We start from the raw sequence: 20,741 nt of genomic DNA, 5'->3' as shown, positions 1-20,741 counted from the left end.
ATTCAAGTGGCAGGGGCAGTAGGAATCGAACCTACAACCTTCGGTTTTGGAGACCGACGCTCTGCCAATTGAGCTATACCCCTGTATACCTTGCTTGATTAAGCAATGATCTTGGCCACGACGCCAGCGCCCACGGTGCGGCCGCCTTCGCGGATAGCGAAGCGCAGACCTTCTTCCATGGCGATGGGGTTGATCAGCTTCACAGTGATCGACACGTTGTCACCAGGCATGACCATTTCCTTGTCGGCTGGCAGCTCGATGGCGCCAGTCACGTCGGTCGTGCGGAAGTAGAACTGGGGACGGTAGTTGTTGAAGAAAGGAGTGTGGCGGCCGCCTTCGTCCTTGCTCAGCACATACACCTCAGCCGTGAAGTGGGTGTGGGGCTTGATCGAGCCGGGCTTGCACAGCACTTGGCCGCGCTCCACGTCTTCGCGCTTGGTACCGCGCAGCAGCAGGCCGACGTTGTCGCCAGCTTGGCCTTGGTCCAGCAGCTTGCGGAACATTTCCACGCCGGTGCAGGTGGTCTTTTGCGTGTCGCGGATACCCACGATTTCGATTTCTTCGCCGACCTTGATGATGCCGCGTTCCACGCGGCCGGTCACCACGGTGCCGCGGCCGGAGATGGAGAACACGTCTTCCACAGGCATCAGGAAGGCGCCGTCCACAGCGCGCTCAGGCGTGGGGATGTAGGTGTCCAGGGCTTCGGCCAGCTTCATGATGGCTTCTTCACCCAGCTTGCCCTTGTCGCCTTCCAGGGCGAGCTTGGCGGAGCCACGGATGATGGGGGTGTCGTCGCCTGGGAAGTCGTACTTGTCCAGGAGTTCGCGCACTTCCATTTCGACGAGTTCCAGCAGTTCTTCGTCGTCCACCATGTCGCACTTGTTCAGGAACACGATGATGTAAGGCACGCCCACTTGGCGGGCCAGCAGGATGTGCTCACGGGTCTGGGGCATGGGGCCGTCAGCAGCGGAGCAAACCAGGATAGCGCCGTCCATCTGGGCAGCGCCGGTGATCATGTTCTTCACATAGTCGGCGTGGCCGGGGCAGTCCACGTGGGCGTAGTGGCGGTTGGCCGTTTCGTATTCCACGTGGGCGGTGTTGATCGTGATACCGCGGGCCTTTTCTTCGGGCGCAGCGTCGATCTGGTCGTAGGCCTTGGCTTCGCCGCCGAACTTGGAGGACAGCACCGTGGCGATAGCTGCCGTCAGCGTCGTCTTGCCATGGTCCACGTGACCGATCGTGCCCACGTTGACGTGGGGCTTGGTCCGCTCGAATTTTCCTTTTGCCATTTTTCCGACTCCGAAAAAAATCTATATCTACACAACAGGATCTCGGCGCAACCAGAACCGGACGCACCAGAAAGTGGTGCCCATGGCGGGAATCGGACCCGCGACCTCTCCCTTACCAAGGGAGTGCTCTACCACTGAGCCACATGGGCAATTGACACTGCTTGCACAGCACCAAAAATTTCTATTCAACAAACCAACGCAATGAACAATGGAGCGGGAGACGGGAATCGAACCCGCGTCATTAGCTTGGAAGGCTAGGGTTCTACCATTGAACTACTCCCGCGCAGACCACCGGTCTTTGCGAACTTGACCCCATCTTGCACGGCCAAGCAACACTCTCAACACTGCTCACTCACTGGTGGAGGGGACTGGATTCGAACCAGTGTAGGCGTAAGCCAACAGATTTACAGTCTGCCCCCTTTAGCCACTCGGGCACCCCTCCGGAGAATTTCGAATTATAGCACCAATTTTTTGCACGTTTAAAAATTAAACGCACTTGGCACCCATCACAAACACTGGCAATGCTTGCTGCTGCATCGATCGTTGGCGCGGCTGGCGGGGATCGAACCCACGACCCTTGGCTTCGGAGGCCAATACTCTATCCACTGAGCTACAGCCGCACACCTCTGACTTACGCAGCCTTTGATTATTGCACGCGACGGGCTTCCAACCAAACAAAGCCCCGGCGCTCAATCACGACAGGGGCGCATGGACTCCTTCGACCCGTCCAGCGACAAGCCCACCCCCTGAAGAAATGCGTCAGTGCTCGCACCCCCCACGCGAACGAGATCGAAGCCACCCTCATTGAGGATCCAGTTGCGAATCAATCCATCAAAAAGAGCGTGCAGACTGATGGCCGCCTCCATGGCTGACATCGACAGAGCCACCCCCTGCAACTCCGCCGCCAACGCAAAGTCACGCGCCAGTTGCTGCGTAAAACCCTCAGAAGCCGCCACATGGCGCTCACGCAAGCCCATCAGCTCGCTCACGTACTCCACCTTGTACAAAGCAATTTCGAACACGCGGCGGGTGTGCTCGTCTGAGGCAACACTGCGAAATACCAAAGCCATCACCGCCCGCAACCGCTGCACCGGATCAGCACCCGCACTGTCTTCAAAGCTGGCAAAGCCCTGCTCCAGCGGCAGCGTGACCCGATCCATCATGGCCCCGAACAGATCTACCTTGTCCTTGAAATGCCAGTAGATCGCACCACGGGTAGCCCCCGCAGCCTGTGCAATATCACTCAGCGACGCCCGGGACACTCCCTTCTCCCGAAACACCAATTCAGCCGCATCGATCAACCCGTTACGGGTGGCGATTGCATCTTCTTTTGTCCGGCGCGCCATAGTCAAACACCTTGTTGAGTCTCCAAAACCCCTACAGCTGCGGAGGGGCATCTGTCGCAGTCAACAATTATACATTCATGTCTGTATGTATAATTTCCGATCAAACTGGCGGGACTTCGCGCGCAGCGCCCTGAGCCCGGCCTGCCTAGTGGCTCCCTCCCTTTTCTGACGCACATCCAAAGGACTTCCATGCCCCAACTGCATGACGCATCCGGCACCCCGCAACTGCGTGCCGCCTCCACCCGACGAGTGCTTTCGCTGGCCGCCATCAGCGCAGCGGTGCTACTGGTATCCGCCTGCGGCAAGGCCGATGGACAGGCCGCCGGTGCGGGTGGCCCCAAGCCCCCGCCCGTCGAGGTGGGGGTGGTCACCGCCACCCCGGGCGACGTAGGACTGATCACCGAGCTGCCTGGCCGCGTGGAGGCATCGCGCGTGGCCCAGGTGCGCGCCCGGGCCGCAGGCATCCTCCAACAGCGGGTGTTCAAGGAAGGCAGCGACGTCAAGGCGGGGCAGGTGCTCTTCCGCATTGATCCCGCGCCCTACGCCGCAGCGGCAGAAAGTGCACGCGCCAGCCTCGCCAAGGCACAGGCCAATCTGGCGCAGGCCAGCGCACAGGCAGAACGCTATCGCCCGCTGGTCGCCGCCAATGCCATCAGCAAACAGGACTTTGTGAACGCCGAAGCAGCCGAGAAACAGGCCCAGGCCGATGTGGCGGCCGCCAAGGCCGCTGTGCGCACCGCCGACATCAACCTCGGCTATGCCAGCGTGACCGCCCCCATCTCCGGCCGCATCGGCCGCGCGCTGGTCACCGAAGGCGCCCTGGTGGGCCAGGGCGAAGCGACCGCCTTGGCCGTGGTGCAGCAGATCGACCCGGTGTACGTCAATTTCACCCAATCGGCCGCAGACGTGTTCCAGCTGCGCCGTGCCATGGAAAGCGGGCAATTCAAGCGCGCTGGCGGCGGACAGGGGGCCAGCGTCAAGCTGGTACTCAGCGATGGCTCTGAATACGCGCAAGCCGGCAAGCTGCTGTTCACAGACTTGTCGGTGGACTCCACCACCGGCCAAGTCACCCTGCGCGCCGAAGTGCCCAACCCCAAGGGCGAACTGCTGCCCGGCCTGTACCTGCGCGTGCGGATTGAACAGGCACAGGCCAGCAACGCCATCACCCTGCCCCAGCAGGCTGTCACGCGCACCCAGCAGGGCGACACGGTCAGCGTGGTGGGCGAGGACGGCAAGGTGTCCCAGCGCACCGTCAAGATCAGTGCCGCGCAAAACAACCGCTGGGTGGTGCTGGACGGACTGAAGGCGGGAGAAAAAGTGATGGTGGACGGATTCCAGAAGCTGCAGATGCTGCCGCCCGGAACCCCGGTAAAGCCCGTTCCATGGCAAGCGCCAGGCACTCCTGCGCCGGCAGCAACGACAGCCTCCGCCCCCACCTCCGCAGAGGCACCGGCCGCACCGGCTTCGGCCGCATCCAAGCCATAAGGGGCAATCCAGCATGGCCAAATTTTTCATTGACCGCCCCATTTTTGCGTGGGTGATTGCGCTGTTCATCATGGTGATGGGCGGCGTGGCCATCACGCAGCTACCTATTGCCCAGTACCCGCCGGTGGCACCACCGTCCATCGTCATCAACGCGGCCTACCCCGGCGCGTCAGCGCAGACCCTCGAAGACAGCGTGCTGTCCGTGATCGAGCGCGAGATGAACGGCTCTCCCGGGCTGATCTACATGGAGTCGGTCGCCCAAGCCGATGGTTCTGGCAGCATCACGCTGAGTTTCCAACCCGGCACCAATGCCGACCTGGCACAAGTGGACGTGCAGAACCGGCTCTCGCGCGCCTCGCCGCGCCTGCCGTCTGCCGTGACGCAACAGGGCGTGCGCGTGGACAAATCGCGCTCCAACTTCCTGCTGTTCACCATGCTGTCGTCCACCAACCCGGCCACCGACACCGTGGCCTTGGGCGACTATGCCTCGCGCAACGTGGTGCCCGAGCTGCAACGCCTCAAGGGCATTGGTCAGGCGCAGCTGTTCGGTACCGAGCGGGCGATGCGGATCTGGATCGACCCGGCCAAGATGCTGAGCTACAACCTGTCAGCCGCCGAGATCACCGCTGCCATTCGCGCCCAAAACGCCCAGGTGGCCAGCGGCACCATTGGCGACCTGCCCAACGTCGCGGGCCAGGGGATTGCCGCCACTGTGGTGGTCAACGGGCAACTGTCCAGCGTCGAGCAGTTCGGCAACATCGTGCTGCGTGCGAACACCGATGGCTCCACCGTGCGCATCAAGGATGTGGCGCGTGTGGAACTGGGCGGCCAGGCCTACGCCACTGCGGCGCGCCTGAACGGCAAGCCCGCCGTCGGTATCGGCGTTCAATTGTCGCCCAGCGGCAATGCGCTGGAGGCAGCCAAGGACGTGCGCGCCAAGATGGATGAGCTGTCGCGCTACTTCCCCGAAGGCATGAGCTGGAGCATTCCTTACGACAGCTCGCGCTTCGTGGACATCTCCATCAAGCAGGTGGCCGAGACCCTGGTCGAGGCTGTGGTGCTGGTGTTCCTGGTGATGTTCCTGTTCCTGCAGAACTGGCGCTACACCATCATCCCGACCATCGTGGTGCCGATTGCGCTGCTGGGCACGTTCGCCACGCTGCTCGCGCTGGGCTTCTCGATCAACGTGCTGACGATGTTCGGCATGGTGCTGGTGATCGGTATCGTGGTGGACGATGCCATCGTGGTGGTGGAGAACGTCGAGCGCATCATGAGCGAGGAAGGCCTATCGCCACTGGAGGCCACCCGCAAGGCCATGCGCCAGATCTCGGGCGCCATCATCGGCGTGACGGTGGTGCTGATCTCGGTGTTCGTGCCGCTGGCCTTTTTTGCAGGCTCCACCGGCAACATCTACCGCCAGTTCTCGGCGGTGATGGTGGCCTCCATTGGCTTCTCGGCCTTCATGGCGCTGTCGCTCACGCCAGCGCTGTGCGCCACGCTGCTCAAACCCGTCGAGGCCGGGCACCACCACGAGAAAACTGGCTTCTTTGGCTGGTTCAATCGCGGCTTTTCGCGCACCGCCAAGGGCTATGAAGGTTTTGTGGCGCGCATCCTCCGTCGCGCTGCGCGTTACCTCGTGATCTACGCCGCCATCATCGGCGCCGTGGCAGTGGTCTACATGCGCCTGCCCACATCGTTCCTGCCCAGCGAGGACCAGGGCAACATCATCGTCAACGTGCAGCTGCCACCCGGCGCCACGCAAGAGCGGACGCTGGCCGTGATGGAGCAGGTCGAAGGCTTCATCCTGAAGCAGCCTGAAGTGCAGAGCATGGTGGGCGTGCTGGGCTTCAGCTTCTCCGGCCAGGGGCAGAACGCAGCCCTTGCGTTTGTGACGCTCAAGGACTGGAGTGAACGCCATGGCCCTGGCCAGTCGGCACAGGACGTGGCCAACCGCGCCTTTGGTGCGCTGATGGGCATTCGCGATGCTTTCATCTTCCCGTTGAGCCCGCCACCCATTCCTGAGCTGGGCAACGCCAGCGGCTTCACGTTCCGCCTGCAAGACCGGGGCGGCGCAGGGCACGAAGCTTTGGTGAAAGCACGCAACCAGTTGCTGGGCATGGCATCGCAGAGCAAGGTGCTGACGCAGTTGCGCCCTGATGGTCTGGAAGATGCGCCTCAGCTGCAAATCGACATTGACCGTGACAAGGCCAACGCGCTGGGCGTGCCCTTCGACGCCATCAACTCTGCGCTCTCCACAGCGCTGGGCTCCAGTTATGTGAACGACTTCCCCAACCAGGGCCGCCTGCAGCGGGTGGTGGTGCAAGCCGATGCGCCAGCGCGCATGCAGCCTGACGATCTGCTGCAGATCAATGCCACCAACAACCAGGGCAAACCGGTGCCGCTGTCGGCGTTCGCCACGACGCGCTGGGTGACCGGCGCGCAGCAAACCGTGCGCTACAACGGCTACCCCGCCATGCGCATCTCCGGCTCGCCCGCCCCGGGCTACAGCACGGGGGCGGCTATGGCCGAGATGGAGAAGCTGGCAGGCCAACTACCCCAAGGCTTTGGCTTTGAATGGACCGGCCAGTCGCGCGAAGAAAAGCTCGCAGGCTCGCAGTCGCTCATCCTGTACAGCTTTGCCATCCTGGCGGTGTTCCTGTGCCTGGCCGCGCTGTACGAGAGCTGGTCGATCCCGTTGGCCGTGATCTTGGTGGTGCCTCTGGGCGTGTTGGGCGTGCTGCTGGCCACCTTGCTGCGCGGCTATGCCAATGACGTGTACTTCCAGGTGGGCCTGATCACCATCATTGGCCTGTCGGCGAAAAACGCCATCCTGATCATCGAGTTCGCCAAGGACCTGCAGGCCCAAGGCAAGGGCGTGATCGAGTCGGCGCTGGCCGCTGCGCACCTGCGGTTCCGCCCCATCGTGATGACCTCGATGGCATTCGGCCTGGGTGTTCTGCCACTGGTCGTCGCATCGGGTGCGGGCTCTGCCAGCCAGCGGGCCATCGGCACCGGCGTGCTGGGTGGCATGGTCACAGGCACCGCACTGGCCGTGTTCTTTGTGCCAGTGTTCTTTGTGGTGGTGCGCAGCCTGTTCAAAGGCAGCGCGCGCCAGCAGGAGATGAACCGCCGCCATGCAGAAGAAGCAGGAGTTGGAACCCATGACTAAACACCGCCGTACCCCCATGGCACTGGCAGCGGCCGCAGCGGCGGCGCTGCTGGCGGGCTGCTCGTTCATCCCCACTTACGAGCGCCCGCAACCCCCCGTCCCGCCCACCTACGCCGGCGGGGTGGCAACAACCGACAGCGCAGCTGCGCAGTCGGGAGCCACCGTGCCCTGGCAGAACTACTTTGCCGAGCCGCGCCTGCAACAGCTCATCGACATTGCGCTGGCCAACAACCGCGACCTGCGGGTGGCCATGCTCAACATCGAGCAAGCTCGGGCCACCTACCAGGTGCGCCGGGCCGACCTGTACCCGGGCGTTGGACTGGCCGCCAATGCCAGCCGGGCCCCTGCCACGGGCACGGGCAACCTGACCAACTCATTCAGCGTGGGTCTGGCCGTATCCGCATGGGAAATCGACTTCTTTGGCCGCATTGCCAGCCTCAAGGAACAAGCGCTCGCCCAGTACCTTGCCACGGAAGAAGGCCGCAGCGCCGCACAGGTGAGCCTGGTGGCGGCAGTGGCCAATGGCTGGCTGACACTGCTGGCCGACGAGGAGCTGCTGGACCTGTCACGCCAGACCCTCGCATCGCGCGAGGAGTCGGTGCGCCTGACCAGGATGCGCCTGGACGCGGGTGTGGCCTCCGAGCTCGACTTCCGCCAGGCCGAGTCGCTCACCCAGGCGGCCCGCGCCACGCTGGCGCAACAGCAGCGCCAGCGCGCGCTCGACGAAAACGCACTGGTCCTGCTCCTCGGTCAGGCACTGCCGCAGGACGTGCGCGCCAGTCTGGCCGGTGGCAAGCTGGCCGACGCACCTGCGATGGCACCGCTGCCTGCTGGCGTGCCGTCAGAGCTGCTCACCCGCCGGCCGGACATCCGCCAGGCGGAGCAGCAGCTCATCGGAGCCAACGCCAACATTGGCGCGGCGCGGGCGGCGTTTTTCCCGCGCATCTCCCTGACAGCGCAGGCAGGCACCGCCAGCGGCGAGCTGTCCGGCCTGTTCAAGAACGGCTCCTGGGGCTTCACCATCGCGCCCTCCCTGCTGCTGCCCATTTTTGACGCGGGCCGCAACCAGGCCAATCTGGACAGCGCCCGGGTCGGCCGGGAGATTGCCGTGGCGCAGTACGAAAAAGCCATCCAGACCGCGTTCCGCGAAGTCTCGGACGCGCTGGCCGGGCAAGCCACCCTGGGCGAACAGGCCCAGGCCCAGCAACAGCAGGCTCAGGCAGAAGCCGCGCGCCTGCAACTGGCCGACCTGCGCTACCGCAACGGCGTGGCCAGTTATCTGGACTTGCTGGACGCACAACGCTCGCTGTTCACGGCCCAGCAGGCCGTGGTGCAAGTCCGGCTGGCGCAACTGCAAAACCAGGTGTCGCTGTACAAGGCGCTGGGGGGCGGAGCCCCCGACACCAGCGCCCAGGCCCCCTCCTGAAGCCCAGGGCTGAAGCGTGCGCAGCCCCCCGGGGCGCTGCGCGCGCTGGGGCAAACCCGTGGTTGTCTGCATCAAGCGGGGATCGGAATAACCATCCCCGCAGATATAATTTAAGGTTGATTACACCGAAGCCCCCGATACACCTGAGGACGACATGAGCGACAACCACCACGAAGAAGCCCATACCGGCCCGATCAAGAACCCCAAGCAGTTGCTGGTCGCGGTACTTTTCTCGTTTGTAGTTCCGATCTTTGCCATCATTGGCTTGGTCCTGTATGTGACGTCGGCGGACAAGCCCGCTGCCGGTGCCGTCAACCCCGAAAAGGCCATCGCCGAACGCATCCAGAAGATCGGCATGGTCGAAGTGCGCGACGCCAACCGCCCCCTCAAGAGCGGCGAAGAAGTCTTCAAGGCCCAGTGCTCGGCCTGCCATGCCTCCGGTGCTGCAGGTGCCCCCAAGTTTGGCGACGCAGCTGCCTGGGCTGCGCGCATTGGCACCGGGTTTGAAGCCCTGGTGCAGTCCGCCCTGAAGGGCAAGGGCGCCATGGCCCCCCAAGGCGGCGGCGACTTCAACGACACCGAAATCGCACGCGCCGTGGCCTACATGGCCAACGCCGGTGGCGCCAAGTTTGCCGAACCTGCTGCTCCCGCCGCTGCGGCCCCTGCCGCCCAGGCAGACGCAGCCCCCGCGGCCGCTCCTGCACCAGCACCTGCCGCAGCCCCTGCAGCGGCTGCGCCCGCTGTAGCGGTAGCTGCCGCACCTGCAGCCGCCGCAGCAGGCGCTGGCGAGGCTCTGTACAAGCAGGCGTGCCAGGTGTGCCACGCTGCCGGTGTGGCCGGTGCTCCCAAGTTTGGTGACAAGGCCGCTTGGGCCGCTCGCCTGCCCGCAGGCATCGATGCGCTGTACACCAGTGTCGCCAAGGGCAAGGGCGCCATGCCTCCCCGTGGTGGTACACAAGCCTCTGACGCTGATCTGCGCGCCGCTGTGGAGTTCATGGCAGCCGCCGCCAAGTAATGCAGCCCTTTTATCCCGCCCAGGCGGGGTAGAAACCCAAACCCAAAGCCGGTCCTTGCGACCGGCTTTGTCGTTTTAGAGCCTATCTCGCGCAGCGATGGGCAGCAGTCAGTGCCTGCAGCTCCCGGCGAAGGGCGGTGGGGGCGGAGCTTCAGTTCGGCTGCGACGCCCCGGCTTGCGACCTGGCACCCGGGCTGCAGACATACCCGTAGCGCGCCGGCAGGTCCTTCGCCTGCACGTCCTCGGGCGTCCAGCGCCCATCGGTCACCGCCTCTGCAGCCAGTGCCACGTCCAGCGTGTGGACCAGCCCGAGGCCCAGGTCTGTCTCCAGGTACACACGGCCCAGTTCGTCCAGCAGGCAGCGGCGCACCAACGCCTCCCGACCGGTGTGGCTGACGACGCTCAGGTCCTGCGGCTGCAGGCGCCAGACCCAGGGCGTGGCCTCCAGTTCCACATACACGCGCTGGGGGCCGTTCTGAAAGAACCACTGCCCCTGGTCGTCATGCTCGTAATTGCGCGCGATGAAAGCCAGCAACTTATCGTGCTGCAGCAGCGTGCCTTTGCTGTGCGGAAATGCGCCCGCCGCCTGCACGGCGTCGTCGCGCAGATACCAGTGGCCGCGCGCATCCAGGCCCAGCCAGCCATAGCAGTCAGGCACGTTGGGCCATTTGGCCAGTGCCTGTTTGACGATGTCATCCATGGGCGGATTGTGCGCCGTGCTGCGCCAGCGCCCCACTGTGCTCGGCCAGCCACCCTCCCACCGCGTCGGGCATGGCGCGCACATGCCCGGGTGGCAACCCACGCGGGAACCCCACATGGCCGCCGTGCGCCGGCTGCCAGAGCGTCACATGGCGCCCTACCTCGCGCACGCCCGGCAGGCTGCCAGCGGGCACAAAGGGGTCGTTGCGCGCGTTCACCACCAGGGCCGGGATGCGGATGCGGTGCAGCAGCGGCTTGGCCGACGCGCGCAGCCAGTAGTCCTCGGTGTTGCGAAACCCGTGGACCGGCGCTGTAAACACGTTGTCGAACGCGTACAGATCCCGCGCGGCCAGCAGCGCCTGCCGGTCAAACAGCCCCGGGTGCTGGGCCAGCTTCTGCAGTGCCTTGGGCACCAGAGTGCGCATGAACATGCGCGTGTACACCAGCCGGTTGAAGCCACGCCCAATGGCATGGCCGCCCGCTGCCAGGTCGATGGGCGAGCACACGGCCGCCACCGCATCTGCGCTGCGCGCAGCGTCAGTGCCCACTTCGGCGGCCCAGCGCAGCAGGGCATTGCCGCCCAGTGACACCCCCACCGCCATCAGCGGCCCCTGGTGGCGCGCGCGCAGTTGCTCCAGCATCCAGCCGATCTCGGCGTAGTCGCCCGAGTGGTAGGCACGCGGGGCGCGGTTGATCTCGCCACTGCACCCACGGAAGTGCGGCAGCGCGCAGGCCCAGCCGCGCTCACGGGCCAGGTCGGCAAAGGCTTCGCAGTAATGGCTGCGCGAAGAGCCTTCCAGCCCGTGGAACACCACCAGCAGCGGCCGGGGAGCGTCAGCCGCCACTCCGTCCTGCAGAAAGTCCACATCGACGAAATCGCCGTCGGGGGTGTCCCAGCGCTCACGGCGGTACTCAGGACGCGGGCCGAACACCCGGCGCGCGTACAGCGCAGGCCAGATCGTTTGCAACTGGCCACCCGGGAGCCAGCGAGGCGCTATGTATTTCATAGCTGCCAGGGCATATGTTGTCGGCGCATACGGCCAATGGGGCCCAAAATCCTCACACAGGGGCCTCTCAATGCAGAACGGGGCGCTGCGCCAGCACATCCACCTGGGCATCGGGCGCCACGCCCGGGCTGGCGTGGTGGGCCACCAAGCGCCAGCCTTCGGGAGTCTTGTGGTACACGTTGGTGGCCATGACCACGGCCTGGTGCAGGCCGTCGGGCAGCATCACCTCGACCTGCTCGACCACGCTGTGCACGGCACTCGACAGTGCCACCACGCGGTGCACCTGCGCTGGCCGAGCACGCACGGTGCCATGCGAGAACATGGCCTCGAACGCGGCACGGATGGCCGCAGGCCCCAGCAGGCGCGGCCCCCCCGGATGCACGCAGACGATCTCGTCGTCGTCTGCCCAGCACGACATCAGCAGATCGATGTCACCGCGCTGCAGCGCCTCATAGAACGCGGATTCGGTTTCATCCGAAGAGCCACCCAGAGTGGCTGCTTTTGATCGGGCGCGGGGCATGTGGATTCAGGGGGTAAGTGGGTTGGAATGGCGTGACAGGTGCAACGCGAGGCTGCTATTGTGCGGCGGCGGTGCAATGCCTTGCTGCGTACCGATTTTGTACGCGCTCTGGAGGTGCCCCCACTGCGACAGATCCTCCACAAATTTTGCTGTCTTGCGCATCGCGGTTTCTGGCACAGTCATCCCATTTCTCCATCGGCGGACTCCACCATCATGATGATCCAACGTCTACTTGCCCTCCTCACCCTGCTCGCTGCCACACTCACACTGAGCGGCTGCGGTTACAACGACTTCCAGCGCCTGGACGAGCAGTCCAAGGCCGCGTGGAGCGAAGTGCTCAACCAGTACCAGCGCCGTGCCGACCTGGTGCCCAACATCGTCGCCACCGTCAAGGGCGAGGCCAACTTTGAGCAAGAAACACTGACCAAGGTGGTCGAGGCCCGTGCCAAAGCGACGGCCGTCCAGGTCACGCCCGAAACCCTGAACAACCCCGAGGCTTTCAGCAAGTTCCAGCAGGCCCAGGGCGAGTTGTCCAGCGCTTTGTCGCGCCTGATGGTCGTGTCCGAGCGCTACCCCACCCTGCAGGCCAACCAGGGCTTTCGTGACCTGCGGGTGACGCTGGAAGGCACCGAGAACCGCATCACCGTGGCCCGCAACCGCTACATCCAGACCGTGCAGGAGTACAACGTGCTGGCCCGCAGCTTCCCCACCAACCTCACGGCCATGGCCTTCAGCTACGCGCCCAAGCCCAGCTTTACCGTGGCCAACGAGGCCCAGATTGCCGTGCCGCCCACGGTGGACTTCTCCGCATCCAAGGCCAAGCCCTGAACACTCCTTACATGGCCTGATGTGAGCCAAAAATGCTGCTAGCGCCCATTCGACATGCCCTGATAGCTATATTTTTGATAGCTTCATGGCCTGTCTTTGGCTGGGCCCAATCGCAGCCGCTGGCGGTGCCCCCGCTGACCGGCCACGTCATGGATCAGACAGGCACGCTCAGCGTCAATGACATTCAGGCGCTGGAGGGCCAGCTGGTTGCGCTCGAAGAATCGCGCGGCTCGCAAGTCGTGGTGCTGATGGTGCCCACCACGGCACCGGAAGACATCGCCGCCTATGCCAACCGCGTCGGCAACCAGTGGAAGATCGGGCGCCGCAACGTGGGGGACGGTGTGCTGGTGGTGGTCGCCAAGAACGACCGCAAGATGCGCATTGAGGTCTCCAAATCGCTGGAAGGCGCCATCCCCGACATCGCAGCAGCACGCATCATCGACGGCGCGATGAAGCCCCGCTTTCAGCAAGGCGACTTTGCGGGAGGCCTCGGTGCAGCGATCACGCAGATCGGCGCGCGCATCGCTGGCGAAGCCCTTCCCGCCCCGGCCGAGACACCCTCCCCCACCGCTGGAGGCAGCAGTCACGGCCTGTTCGACTGGACGGACTTCGCCATCTTCCTGTTCTTTGGCGTCATGGTGGCCGGCCCGCTGGCACGCAGCCTGCTGGGGGCTGCGCTGGGCGGCCTGGCGGTGGGCGGTGGCGTGGGGGCCCTGGCGTTTTTGTTCACCTCCAGCCTGCTGCTGTCGGTGGGCGCGGGCGTGATCGCGCTGCTCTACACCTGGTTTTTTGGCGGTAGCAGCGGCCCCATCAGCCTGGGGCATGGCGGTGGAGGCTCCGGAGGCTGGAGCAGTGGCAGTTCGGGCGGATTCAGCAGCAGCAGTGACAGCGGCGGTTTCAGTTCGGGCGGCGGGGGCGATTTTGGCGGCGGCGGCGCCTCGGGGGATTGGTGATGGGTGTTGAGAACAGCGAACGACCTGCGCACACGCTGTGGCGAGCCCTCTGGCGGCTGGTGCACCACCGCTGGCATGACGCCTTTGGCCGCTCCGCCATCCCGGCACCCGCGCTGCAGCGCCTGGGCGCGCAGGTGGCGGCCAACGAGTTGCAACACACCGGGCAGATCCGCATCGTGGCCGAGGCGGGCCTGCCCTGGAGCTACCTGCGCCGACACGCCCGAACGCGGGAACGCGCATTGATGCTGTTTAGCAAGCACCGCGTGTGGGACACCGAACACAACAACGGCGTGCTGATCTACCTGCTGATGCCAGAGCATGCGTTTGAGATCGTTGCCGACCGGGGCTTGGCGCGCCATGTCCCTCCGGAGGTGTGGCAGCAGATGGCGGCGCAGATGTCAGCCCAATTTCGGCAAGGGCATTACGAGGAAGGCCTGTCGCGGGCGGTGAGCGCTGCGGGCGCCCTGCTGATTCAGCACTTTCCACGCGCGGCGGATTCCCCCTCCCCCAACGAGCTGTCGGACGCACCGATCGTGCGCTGACGCTGCTTGACGGGCGTCGGCCCCAACAGCGTACGAGCGGCGCATGCCGGCACACTAAAGGCCACGATGACGGGGCATCTTGCAGGCGAGGCCATTGGCGTTCGCAGCCCTCCTAACCCCCAGCCCCACGTACCCCAGTAGCCCTCTTGTCGGAGGTCATGCGGGGCACCGACTCTATGGTCTTGCACCGCCTCCGTATGGTCGGAACGCTGGACTTATCCAGGCCCTGGTCGTCCTGAATTTGCACCCGGGTTTTCCATGAAATCCTAGCGGTTCCGACACCTTGTGAGGCCCTAAGTCCTCGGGCGCTCTCATACATTCCCTCCATTGTTTCCAATACTGGAACAGTTAGTTCGCGACCCGGTGGTTTTTCTCTGCACCCCACCGGCGTACAGTTCATCCCATCGATGAGCCGAACCCGCAAGGCGACTCACCGAACCCGGTCCCAGGCAGCTTTCTTTGTTTTTGGCGCTTTGTTCCGGTTTTTTGAGCCGCTTCTTTAACTTCAAGGATTTCCATCATGAACAACACCGCACGTTTCCTCTCCATCGCCGCTGTCGCTGCTTTCGCTTCTTTTGGTGCCCAGGCTGACGAAGCCGATGCTTCGCAATTCGCCACCAAGTTCGAAACCAACCGTACCCGCGCTGAAGTGCAAGCCGAAGCCGCTACCGTGGCCCAGACCCGCTCGATCGAACCCGCTGGTTCGCGTGTGGTGACTTACAAGTCCACGGCTGACCGCGCTGCCGTGCGTGCCCAGGCTGCTGAAGCTGTGCGTACCGGCCAGATTTCTTCGGGTGAGCGCGGCTGATTGACCAGGGGCGGCTGAATCTGCCGCTCTGGTTGCACCGTATCTCTCAGAGTACCCAAGTCCCTCTTTTTTAAATTTTCCGGAGTTCACCATGAACAAGTCTGTCCGTTTCCTGTCCGTTGCTGCTGTTGCCGCTTTCGCCGCTTTTGGTGCCCACGCTGATGAAGCCGATGCTTCGCAGTTCGCTACCAAGTTCGAAACCAACCGCACCCGTGCTGAAGTGGCTGCTGAAGCCGCTACCGTGGCACAAACCCGCAGCCAAGAGCCTGCTGGCTCGCGTGTGGTGACTTACAAGTCCACCGCTGACCGCGCTGCTGTGCGTGCCCAGGCTGCTGAAGCCCTGCGCACCGGCCAGATCTCTTCGGGCGAAATCGGCAACGCGATGTAATTGCCACAGGCCCCGTGCGTACGGCATAGGGGCTTTGTGAAAGAGCTGTGCAAATGCAAAAGGCCGGGGCCCTATGAGGGGCCCCGGCCTTTTTGTTTGTGCGTAAGCGTTTTGGAGCGGGGATCAAGTGACCAGCTTCGCAGAGGCCATTACTGGCGAGTTGCTACGCCGTCGATAGGCAATACTGCGCCTCCGCTTATAGGAGTATGGCTGTGTACGTCTGGAGCGTTGTCACCGCGACAGGAATAAAAAACCCGGCAATGCCGGGTTTTTTGTGCCGCACCAGAGTGCTCGCGAAAGCTTACTTCTTCTGGCGGAACTTGCGCAGTGCCGCAATCTGGGCAGCCATGACGGCCAGCTCGGACTGGGCCTTGGCCAGATCGATGTCGCTCTTGGCGTTCTTGAGCGCTTCTTCGGCTGCAGACTTGGCCGCGTTGGCCTTCTCGTCGTCCAGATCCTTGCCACGGATGGCGGTGTCCGACAACACGGTCACGCAGTTGGGTTGCACTTCCAGAATGCCACCGGCCACGAAAACGAACTCTTCGCCACCGTCAGCCATTTCGATGCGCACCGAGCCCGGCTTGATGCGGGTGATCAGCGGGGTGTGGCGGGGGTAGATGCCCAACTCGCCAGCTTCGCCGGGCAGAGCGACAAAGCGCGCTTCACCGGAGAAGATGGACTCTTCGGCACTGACCACATCAACGTGGATGGTGTTCATCATTGCTCCTAGGAAAAGGTGGGTTGCTTGATTGCAGAAGGCCGGGTCGCCACGGGCTGCCCGGCCGACGGCTCATCAGGCCACCTTCTTGGCCTTTTCGAAGGCTTCGTCAATGGTGCCCACCATGTAGAACGCTTGCTCTGGCAGGTGATCGCATTCGCCGTTCACGATCATCTTGAAACCACGGATGGTTTCGGCCAGGGGAACGTACTTGCCTGGGGAGCCCGTGAACACTTCGGCCACGTGGAAAGGCTGCGACAGGAAACGCTGGATTTTGCGAGCGCGGGCCACAGCCAGCTTGTCTTCAGGAGCCAGTTCGTCCATGCCCAGAATGGCGATGATGTCGCGCAGTTCCTTGTAGCGCTGCAGCGTACCCTGCACGGCGCGGGCCGTGGTGTAGTGGTCTTCGCCCACCACGTTCGGGTCCAGCTGGCGGCTGGTGGAGTCCAGCGGGTCCACAGCGGGGTAGATACCCAGCGAGGCGATGTCACGCGAAAGCACCACGGTGGAGTCCAAGTGGGCGAACGTCGTGGCTGGCGAGGGGTCGGTCAAGTCATCGGCTGGCACGTACACGGCCTGGATGGAGGTGATCGAACCGACCTTGGTGGACGTAATACGCTCTTGCAGGCGGCCCATTTCTTCGGCCAGGGTAGGCTGGTAGCCCACGGCGGAAGGCATACGGCCCAGCAGAGCGGACACTTCAGTACCGGCCAGCGTGTAGCGGTAGATGTTGTCCACGAAGAACAGCACGTCACGGCCTTCGTCACGGAAAGATTCCGCGATGGTCAGACCGGTCAGGGCCACGCGCAGACGGTTGCCTGGAGGCTCGTTCATCTGGCCGTACACCATGGCCACTTTGGACTCGCCCAGGTTCTCCAGATTCACCACGCCGGAATCGGCCATTTCGTGATAGAAGTCGTTCCCTTCGCGGGTACGCTCGCCCACACCAGCGAACACCGACAAACCCGAGTGGGCCTTGGCGATGTTGTTGATGAGTTCCATCATGTTCACGGTCTTGCCCACACCGGCGCCACCGAACAGACCCACCTTACCGCCCTTGGCGAACGGGCACACCAGGTCAATCACCTTGATGCCGGTCTCCAGCAGTTCTTGCGAGGGCGACAGTTCGTCGTACGCAGGTGCCTTGCGGTGGATCGAAGCCGTCAGCTCCTGGCCCACGGGACCACGTTCGTCGATGGGGTTGCCCAGCACGTCCATGATGCGGCCCAGCGTCGCCTTGCCCACGGGCACGGTGATGGGGTTGCCGGTGTTGGTCACCATGATGCCGCGGCGCAGGCCGTCGGAGGAACCCAGGGCGATGGTACGCACCACGCCGTCACCCAGCTGCTGCTGCACTTCCAGCGTCAGGGCAGAGCCTTCCAGCTTCAGGGCGTCGTAAACCTTGGGCATCTGGTCGCGTGGGAACTCAACGTCCACCACGGCGCCGATACATTGAACAATCTTGCCTTGCACTTGAGCCATTTTTCGCTCCAATAAAGTAGTTTGTTGAGCTGCTTACACAGCAGCGGCGCCAGCCACGATTTCCGAAAGTTCTTTCGTGATCGCTGCCTGGCGCGTCTTGTTGTAGACCAGCTTCAACTCGCCAATGACGCTGCCGGCGTTGTCGGTGGCGGCCTTCATGGCCACCATGCGTGCCGACTGCTCGGACGCCATGTTTTCCGCAACCGCCTGGTAAATCAGGGACTCGACATAACGGACCAGCAGCTCGTCGATGACGCTTTGCGCATCGGGCTCATAGATGTAGTCCCAGCCGTGTTCCGTCTTCTCAGCCTGCATCTGCTCGGAGGACAGGGGGAGCAGCTGCTCCACCACCGATTCCTGCTTCATGGTGTTGATGAACTTGGTGTAGCTCAGGTACACCGCGTTGATCTTGCCCTCTGCGTATGCATCGAGCAGCACCTTCACCGGGCCAATCAGCTTGTCCAGGTGGGGGGTGTCGCCCAGGCCCGTCACGTGCGAAACCACCTTGGCGCCCACACGGTTCAGGAAACCCAGGCCCTTGTTGCCAATCGCCACGGCTTCGGTCGAGACGCCAGCACCCTGCAGTTCACGCAGCTTGGTCGTCACGGCACGCAACACGTTGGTGTTCATGCCGCCGCACAGGCCCTTGTCCGTGGTAATGACGATCACACCGGCGGTCTTGGCATCGTTCACTTTCATGAACGGGTGCACGTACTCCGGGTTGGCCTTGCCGAGGTTGGCTGCAATGTTGCGGATCTTCTCGCTGTATGGGCGGGCAGCCCGCATCCGGTCCTGCGCCTTGCGCATTTTGGATGCGGCCACCATTTCCATGGCTTTGGTGATCTTCTTGGTGTTTTCCACCGATTTGATCTTGCCGCGTATTTCCTTGCCTGCTGCCATGATGGCTCCTCGTCCGGTTTAAGCGAACGACTTCTTGAACGCGGCGATCGCTGCGGTCAATTCGGCTTCTGCATCCTTGTCCATGGCCTTGGCCTGTTCCAGCTTGGCCAGCAAAGCGGCGTGGCTGGTCTTCAGGAACTGGTGCAGGCCGTGTTCGAAGTCGAGCACCTTCTTGACATCGATGTCGTCCATGAAGCCCTTGTTCACAGCGAACAGCGTGGCGGCCATCAGCGAGATGGACAACGGGCTGTACTGTGCCTGCTTCAGCAGTTCGGTCACGCGGGCACCGCGGTCCAGCTGCTTGCGGGTGGCTTCGTCCAGATCGGAAGCGAACTGCGCGAACGCAGCCAGTTCACGGTACTGGGCCAGGTCGGTACGGATACCACCGGACAGGTTCTTCACCAGCTTGGTCTGGGCGGCACCACCCACGCGCGACACCGAGATACCGGCGTTGATGGCGGGACGGATACCGGCGTTGAACAGGCTGGTTTCCAGGAAGATCTGGCCGTCGGTGATCGAGATCACGTTGGTAGGCACGAAAGCGGACACGTCGCCAGCTTGCGTTTCGATGATCGGCAGTGCGGTCAGCGAACCGGTCTTGCCCTTGACTTCACCCTTGGTGAAGGCTTCGACGTAGTCGGCGTTCACGCGGGCAGCGCGTTCGAGCAGACGGCTGTGCAGATAGAACACGTCGCCAGGATAGGCTTCGCGGCCTGGTGGGCGACGCAACAGCAGCGACACTTGGCGGTAGGCCACAGCTTGCTTGGACAGGTCGTCGTACACGATCAGGGCGTCTTGGCCGCGGTCGCGGAAGTATTCGCCCATCGTGCAACCCGAGTAGGCCGACACGTACTGCATGGCAGCCGATTCGGACGCCGATGCGGCCACCACAATCGTGTACTCCATGGCGCCGGCTTGTTCCAGAGCGCGCACGACGTTCTTGATCGACGATGCCTTCTGACCGATGGCGACGTAGATACAGGTCACGCCCTGGCCCTTCTGGGCGATGATGGCGTCGATGGCCACGGCGGTCTTGCCGGTCTGGCGGTCACCGATGATCAGCTCGCGCTGACCACGGCCCACGGGCACCATCGAGTCGATGGATTTCAGGCCGGTCTGCAGAGGCTGGTCCACAGACTTACGGGCGATCACACCGGGAGCGACCTTTTCGATCACGTCGGTGAGCTTGGCGTTGATAGGGCCCTTGCCGTCGATCGGCTGACCCAGGGCGTTCACCACGCGGCCGACCAGTTCGGGGCCCACGGGCACTTCCAGAATACGGCCCGTGCACTTGACGGTGTCGCCTTCGGAGATGTGCTCGTACTCGCCCAGAATCACGGCGCCGACGGAGTCGCGCTCGAGGTTCAGCGCCAGACCGTAGGAAGGCTGGCCGTCCTTGGTCGCGGGGAACTCGAGCATTTCGCCCTGCATCACGTCCGACAGGCCATGAACGCGCACGATACCGTCAGACACGGACACCACGGTACCCTGGTTGCGGATATCGCTGCTGGCGGCCAGACCTTCGATGCGGCTCTTGATGAGTTCAGAAATTTCTGCGGGATTGAGTTGCATGACTCTTTCCTTCTTTCTTTGGTTCGCTGTCCTCGTCGCGCGTTACGCAACGAGGGCCGCTTTCATTTGTTCAAGACGGGCCTTGACCGAAGTGTCCAGCACCTCGTCACCCACCACTACGCGAATACCACCGATCAGGGACTCATCCAGCTGTACAGCGAGATTGAGCTTGCGGCCGAAGCGCTTTTCCAGCGCTGCGCTGACCTCGGACAGTGCAGCACTGTCCATCGGAAATGCGCTGTACACGACGGCATCCGAGGATCCGTTGCGACGATTCACGAGGGCACGAAACTGCGCAGCCACTTCCGGGAGCGCATCAATGCGTCCGTTGTCTATGACTGTGCGCAGGAAATTTTTGGCCATATCCGGCAGGGCCGAGCGGGCGACCCCGGTGAATACGGCGAACACTTGGTCTGCCGTCACCTTGGGGTTGTCCGCCAACTGACGCAGCTGGGGGTTGGCGGCAATCGCCGCCAGTTCGTCCATCCAGGCAGCGGTGCTGCCCAGATCGACGCCCGCGCCCGCAGTGGCAGCCTTGAACAAGGCATCGGCGTAAGGGCGGGCAATGGTGGCGAGTTCAGCCATGTGTGTCCC

The 20,741-nt window shown here is 63.5% G+C and carries 19 protein-coding genes and 5 tRNA genes; 9 read left to right on the top strand and 15 right to left on the bottom strand.

The window, feature by feature from the left end:
• Positions 1-7: 7 nt before the first annotated feature.
• From ACOYR4_RS02075 to ACOYR4_RS02045, 7 genes are all read right to left on the bottom strand, one after another.
• Positions 8-83, bottom strand: a tRNA-Trp gene (locus ACOYR4_RS02075).
• A 15-nt stretch (positions 84-98) separates the two neighbouring features.
• Complete coding sequence (gene tuf / locus ACOYR4_RS02070) at positions 99-1,289, bottom strand: elongation factor Tu (RefSeq protein ID WP_015012187.1); 1,191 nt, start codon at positions 1,287-1,289, stop codon at positions 99-101.
• Between the two features lie 74 nt (positions 1,290-1,363).
• Positions 1,364-1,438, bottom strand: a tRNA-Thr gene (locus ACOYR4_RS02065).
• 60 nt (positions 1,439-1,498) lie between these two features.
• Positions 1,499-1,572 (bottom strand) — tRNA-Gly (locus tag ACOYR4_RS02060).
• A gap of 73 nt (positions 1,573-1,645) precedes the next feature.
• Positions 1,646-1,731 (bottom strand) — tRNA-Tyr (locus tag ACOYR4_RS02055).
• 102 nt (positions 1,732-1,833) lie between these two features.
• Positions 1,834-1,909, bottom strand: a tRNA-Arg gene (locus tag ACOYR4_RS02050).
• Positions 1,910-1,978: 69 nt separating this feature from the next.
• The gene (locus tag ACOYR4_RS02045; protein ID WP_422848465.1) at positions 1,979-2,635 is read right to left on the bottom strand and encodes a TetR family transcriptional regulator; all 657 of its coding nucleotides are present in this window, start codon (positions 2,633-2,635) and stop codon (positions 1,979-1,981) included.
• Between the two features lie 189 nt (positions 2,636-2,824).
• On the opposite strand from ACOYR4_RS02045, the gene ACOYR4_RS02040 reads away from it, so the two are divergent.
• The 4 genes from ACOYR4_RS02040 (at position 2,825) to ACOYR4_RS02025 (ending at position 9,730) form a co-directional block, all read left to right on the top strand.
• Positions 2,825-4,120, top strand: coding sequence for an efflux RND transporter periplasmic adaptor subunit (locus ACOYR4_RS02040; RefSeq protein ID WP_422848464.1), 1,296 nt, complete (start codon positions 2,825-2,827; stop codon positions 4,118-4,120).
• Between the two features lie 13 nt (positions 4,121-4,133).
• Positions 4,134-7,289 (top strand): efflux RND transporter permease subunit, encoded by a 3,156-nt coding sequence (locus ACOYR4_RS02035; RefSeq protein ID WP_422848463.1) that lies wholly within the window; start codon positions 4,134-4,136, stop codon positions 7,287-7,289.
• Entirely contained in the window at positions 7,282-8,715 is a 1,434-nt protein-coding gene (locus ACOYR4_RS02030) for an efflux transporter outer membrane subunit (protein ID WP_422848462.1), read from the top strand. Before ACOYR4_RS02035 ends, ACOYR4_RS02030 begins: the two co-directional genes overlap by 8 nt.
• A gap of 154 nt (positions 8,716-8,869) precedes the next feature.
• On the top strand, positions 8,870-9,730 hold the full coding sequence (locus ACOYR4_RS02025; protein WP_015012225.1) for a c-type cytochrome: 861 nt from the start codon (positions 8,870-8,872) through the stop codon (positions 9,728-9,730).
• Between the two features lie 151 nt (positions 9,731-9,881).
• Here ACOYR4_RS02025 and ACOYR4_RS02020 read toward each other — a convergent pair whose 3' ends face one another.
• The 3 genes from ACOYR4_RS02020 to ACOYR4_RS02010 form a co-directional block, all read right to left on the bottom strand.
• Positions 9,882-10,430: a DUF2946 family protein gene (locus ACOYR4_RS02020; RefSeq protein WP_422848461.1), complete on the bottom strand. Its 549-nt coding sequence runs from the start codon at positions 10,428-10,430 to the stop codon at positions 9,882-9,884.
• Positions 10,423-11,436 carry a YheT family hydrolase gene (locus tag ACOYR4_RS02015; RefSeq protein WP_422848460.1) on the bottom strand — a complete coding sequence of 338 codons (1,014 nt, stop codon included), beginning with the start codon at positions 11,434-11,436 and terminating at the stop codon, positions 10,423-10,425. The genes ACOYR4_RS02020 and ACOYR4_RS02015 overlap by 8 nt, the downstream gene beginning before the upstream one ends.
• Positions 11,437-11,503: 67 nt before the next feature.
• On the bottom strand, positions 11,504-11,956 hold the full coding sequence (locus ACOYR4_RS02010) for a YybH family protein (RefSeq protein ID WP_015012222.1): 453 nt from the start codon (positions 11,954-11,956) through the stop codon (positions 11,504-11,506).
• A gap of 216 nt (positions 11,957-12,172) precedes the next feature.
• On the opposite strand from ACOYR4_RS02010, the gene ACOYR4_RS02005 reads away from it, so the two are divergent.
• The 5 genes from ACOYR4_RS02005 to ACOYR4_RS01985 all read left to right on the top strand — a co-directional run bounded on the left by ACOYR4_RS02005 (position 12,173) and on the right by ACOYR4_RS01985 (position 15,475).
• The gene (locus ACOYR4_RS02005; protein WP_209816474.1) at positions 12,173-12,784 is read left to right on the top strand and encodes a LemA family protein; all 612 of its coding nucleotides are present in this window, start codon (positions 12,173-12,175) and stop codon (positions 12,782-12,784) included.
• 32 nt (positions 12,785-12,816) lie between these two features.
• On the top strand, positions 12,817-13,737 hold the full coding sequence (locus ACOYR4_RS02000; RefSeq protein WP_422848459.1) for a TPM domain-containing protein: 921 nt from the start codon (positions 12,817-12,819) through the stop codon (positions 13,735-13,737).
• Positions 13,737-14,279 carry a TPM domain-containing protein gene (locus ACOYR4_RS01995; protein ID WP_422848458.1) on the top strand — a complete coding sequence of 181 codons (543 nt, stop codon included), beginning with the start codon at positions 13,737-13,739 and terminating at the stop codon, positions 14,277-14,279. Before ACOYR4_RS02000 ends, ACOYR4_RS01995 begins: the two co-directional genes overlap by 1 nt.
• 520 nt (positions 14,280-14,799) lie before the next feature.
• The gene (locus ACOYR4_RS01990; protein WP_015012218.1) at positions 14,800-15,087 is read left to right on the top strand and encodes a hypothetical protein; all 288 of its coding nucleotides are present in this window, start codon (positions 14,800-14,802) and stop codon (positions 15,085-15,087) included.
• Positions 15,088-15,178: 91 nt separating this feature from the next.
• The gene (locus ACOYR4_RS01985; protein WP_015012217.1) at positions 15,179-15,475 is read left to right on the top strand and encodes a hypothetical protein; all 297 of its coding nucleotides are present in this window, start codon (positions 15,179-15,181) and stop codon (positions 15,473-15,475) included.
• Between the two features lie 301 nt (positions 15,476-15,776).
• Here ACOYR4_RS01985 and ACOYR4_RS01980 read toward each other — a convergent pair whose 3' ends face one another.
• The 5 genes from ACOYR4_RS01980 to ACOYR4_RS01960 all read right to left on the bottom strand — a co-directional run bounded on the left by ACOYR4_RS01980 (position 15,777) and on the right by ACOYR4_RS01960 (position 20,732).
• Complete coding sequence (locus ACOYR4_RS01980; protein WP_015012216.1) at positions 15,777-16,193, bottom strand: F0F1 ATP synthase subunit epsilon; 417 nt, start codon at positions 16,191-16,193, stop codon at positions 15,777-15,779.
• A gap of 75 nt (positions 16,194-16,268) precedes the next feature.
• Positions 16,269-17,675 (bottom strand): F0F1 ATP synthase subunit beta, encoded by a 1,407-nt coding sequence (atpD, locus tag ACOYR4_RS01975; protein WP_015012215.1) that lies wholly within the window; start codon positions 17,673-17,675, stop codon positions 16,269-16,271.
• Between the two features lie 33 nt (positions 17,676-17,708).
• Positions 17,709-18,575: a F0F1 ATP synthase subunit gamma gene (gene atpG / locus ACOYR4_RS01970; RefSeq protein ID WP_056058853.1), complete on the bottom strand. Its 867-nt coding sequence runs from the start codon at positions 18,573-18,575 to the stop codon at positions 17,709-17,711.
• 18 nt (positions 18,576-18,593) lie between these two features.
• Positions 18,594-20,147 (bottom strand): F0F1 ATP synthase subunit alpha, encoded by a 1,554-nt coding sequence (gene atpA / locus ACOYR4_RS01965; RefSeq protein WP_060987364.1) that lies wholly within the window; start codon positions 20,145-20,147, stop codon positions 18,594-18,596.
• Positions 20,148-20,189: 42 nt separating this feature from the next.
• Entirely contained in the window at positions 20,190-20,732 is a 543-nt protein-coding gene (locus ACOYR4_RS01960) for a F0F1 ATP synthase subunit delta (protein WP_015012212.1), read from the bottom strand.
• Between the last annotated feature and the right edge of the window lie 9 nt (positions 20,733-20,741).

The sequence above is a fragment of the Acidovorax sp. M14 genome (assembly GCF_049331375.1).
GTDB lineage: Bacteria > Pseudomonadota > Gammaproteobacteria > Burkholderiales > Burkholderiaceae_C > Acidovorax.
This window is presented reverse-complemented; position numbering and strand designations above follow the sequence as displayed.